3 protein-coding genes are annotated in these 2,724 nt (G+C 65.6%); all 3 read left to right on the forward strand.

What is annotated here, in order from left to right:
- Nucleotides 1-1,109 (forward strand): aldehyde dehydrogenase family protein (locus AC1P6P_RS01360; protein WP_481400636.1); only part of this gene is annotated, 1,109 nt, incomplete at its 5' end.
- Between the two features lie 100 nt (nucleotides 1,110-1,209).
- Nucleotides 1,210-2,352: an acyl-CoA dehydrogenase family protein gene (locus AC1P6P_RS01365; RefSeq protein WP_481400637.1), complete on the forward strand. Its 1,143-nt coding sequence runs from the start codon at nucleotides 1,210-1,212 to the stop codon at nucleotides 2,350-2,352.
- The coding region (locus tag AC1P6P_RS01370; RefSeq protein WP_481400638.1) for an enoyl-CoA hydratase/isomerase family protein at nucleotides 2,349-2,724 on the forward strand (376 nt) is incomplete at its 3' end. The genes AC1P6P_RS01365 and AC1P6P_RS01370, both read left to right, overlap by 4 nt.

Consider the following 2,724-nt stretch of genomic DNA (forward strand, 5'->3'; position numbering starts at 1 on the left):
CGACCAACCCCGAGGCGACCCCGGTGATCAAGTCGATCTGCGCGGTCAAGGGCCGCAACTCGATCATCATCGCGCCGCATCCGCGCGCCAAGATCACCAACAAGATCATCTGCGACAAGATGCGCGAGGCGCTGGTCAAGCTCGGCGCCCCGGCCGACCTGGTGATCGCGATCGAAACGCCCTCGGTCGAGAAGACCAACGAGCTGATGCGGCAGTGCGACCGCGTGCTCGCCACGGGCGGCGGGCCGATGGTCCATGCCGCCTATTCGTCGGGCACTCCGGCGCTCGGCGTCGGCGTCGGCAACGCGGTGATCACTGTCGACGACAGCGCCGACCTCGACGAGGCGGCCGAGAAGAACCGCATCTCCAAGACGCTCGACCTCGCCGCGTCGTGCTCGTCGGACAACTCGGTGATCCTGTTCGATTCGATCTATGACACGATGCTCGAAAAGCTCCAGCACCAGGGCGGCTTCGTCGTCGAGGGCGAGAACAAGGCGAAGCTGCAGAACACCATCTGGGTCGACGGCCACCTCAACACCGGCATCGTCGCGCAGCCGGCAGACAAGATCGCCGGGATGGCCGGGATCGCGCTGCCCGAAGGCAAGACCTTCTTCATCGTTCCCGAAACCGGGTTCGGCCCCGACTTCCCGTTCTCGGGCGAGAAGCTGTCGGTGACGATGGCGCTGTATCGGGCCAGGGACATCGACGAGGCGATCGCGCTGACCAACGGCATCCAGGGCTACCAGGGCAGCGGCCATTCGTGCGGCATCTATTCGTACAACGACGAGAACGTCATGAAGCTGGCGATGGCGACCAAGACCAGCCGCGTGATGGTCAACCAGCCGCAGGCGCCGTCGAATTCGGGCAACGTGTGGAACGGCATGCGCCAGACCTTCAGCCTCGGCTGCGGGTCGTGGGGCGGCAATGCCACCAACAACAACATCACCTGGCGCGATCTGATCAACGAGACCTGGGTGTCGAAGAACCTGCCGCAGGTGAAGGAAATCCCGAACGACAACGACCTGTTCGGGGCGGACATCGTCGCGCTGATCGACGGCGCGGTACCGAAGACGGTGGCGGCGAGCGCCGCCATCGACACGGTGATCTGACACGGCGCGCCGGGCCCGTGGCGCGGGCCCGGCCAACGCGAGGGGGGCGGCGATCCCGGCGAGGACCGGGCGGGCCGCGGCATGAGGTGAGACGCAGAGCATGACCGAACAGTTCGGACTGACCGAGGACCAGCTTGCCATCCAGGACATGGCGCGCAAGTTCACCGCCGACCGCATCACGCCGTTCGCGGCGAAGTGGGACGAGGAGCACCATTACCCGGTCGACGTGTGGAAGGCCGCCGGCGAGCTCGGTTTCGGCGCGATCTATGTCTCGGAAGAGATGGGCGGGATCGGGCTCGGCCGGCTCGAAGCCGCGCTAATCATGGAGGCGATGAGCTATGGCTGCGCCGCCACCAGCGCCTATGTCTCGATCCACAACATGGCCGCGTGGATGATCGACACCTTCGGCGGCGATGATCTCAAGAAGCACTACCTGCCGCAGCTGGTGGGGATGGACAGGATCGCCTCGTACTGCCTGACCGAGCCGGGCTCGGGTTCGGACGCGGCGGCGCTGCGCACCACCGCCGCTCGCGATGGCGACCATTACGTGCTCAACGGCACCAAGCAGTTCATCTCGGGCGGGGGCTTCAACGACATCTACGTGGTGATGTGCCGCACCGGCGCCGAAGGCCCGAAGGGGATTTCGGCGGTGATCGTCGAGAAGGACATGCCCGGGCTTTCGTTCGGGCCGCCGGAGAAGAAGCTCGGCTGGAATGCCTCGCCGACCGCGCAGGTGATGTTCGACAACGTGCGCGTGCCGGTCTCCAACCGCATCGGCGCCGAGGGCGACGGCTTCAAGTTCGCGATGGCCGGGCTCGACGGCGGGCGCATCAACATCGGCGCGTGCTCGCTGGGCGGAGCGCAGCGTTGCCTTGATGAAGCAATCGCTTACGTCAAGGATCGCAAGCAGTTCGGCAAGTCGCTCGCCGAGTTCCAGAACACCCAGTTCACCCTCGCCGACATGGCGACCGACCTCGAGGCGGCGCGCGCGCTGCTCTACCTCGCGGCGGCGAAGGTGACGGCGGGGGCGCCCGACAAGTCGCGTTTCTCGGCGATGGCGAAGAAGCTGGCCTCCGACAACGGCAGCGAGATCGTCGACAAGGCGTTGCAGATGTTCGGTGGCTATGGCTACTTGCGCGACTACCCGATCGAGCGGTTCTGGCGTGACTTGCGCGTGCACCGCATCCTCGAAGGCACCAACGAGGTGATGCGGATGATCATCGGTCGGGATCTGCTCAAGTGACCGACGAACTGATTGTCCGCCGCGAAGGCATGGCGGGTTTCCTGACGCTCAACCGCCCCAAGGCGATCCATGCGCTGACCCAGGCCATGGATCACGCCATCACCGAGGCGTTGCTGGCGTGGCGCCACGATCCGGAGGTGAAGGTGGTGATCCTCGATCACGCCGAGGGGCGGGGCTTTTGCGCGGGCGGCGATGTTACGCTGCTGCGCGAATCCGCGCTGAATGACGGCGGCGTGGCCGGGCGCAGGTTCTTCTTCGAGGAATATCAGCTGAACCACATGATGTTCAGCTATGAAAAGCCCATCGTCGCCTTCATGGACGGCATCACCATGGGCGGCGGCGTGGGCATCAGCCAGCCGGCAAGGTTCCGGG

The organism is Rhizomicrobium sp. (assembly GCF_056722145.1).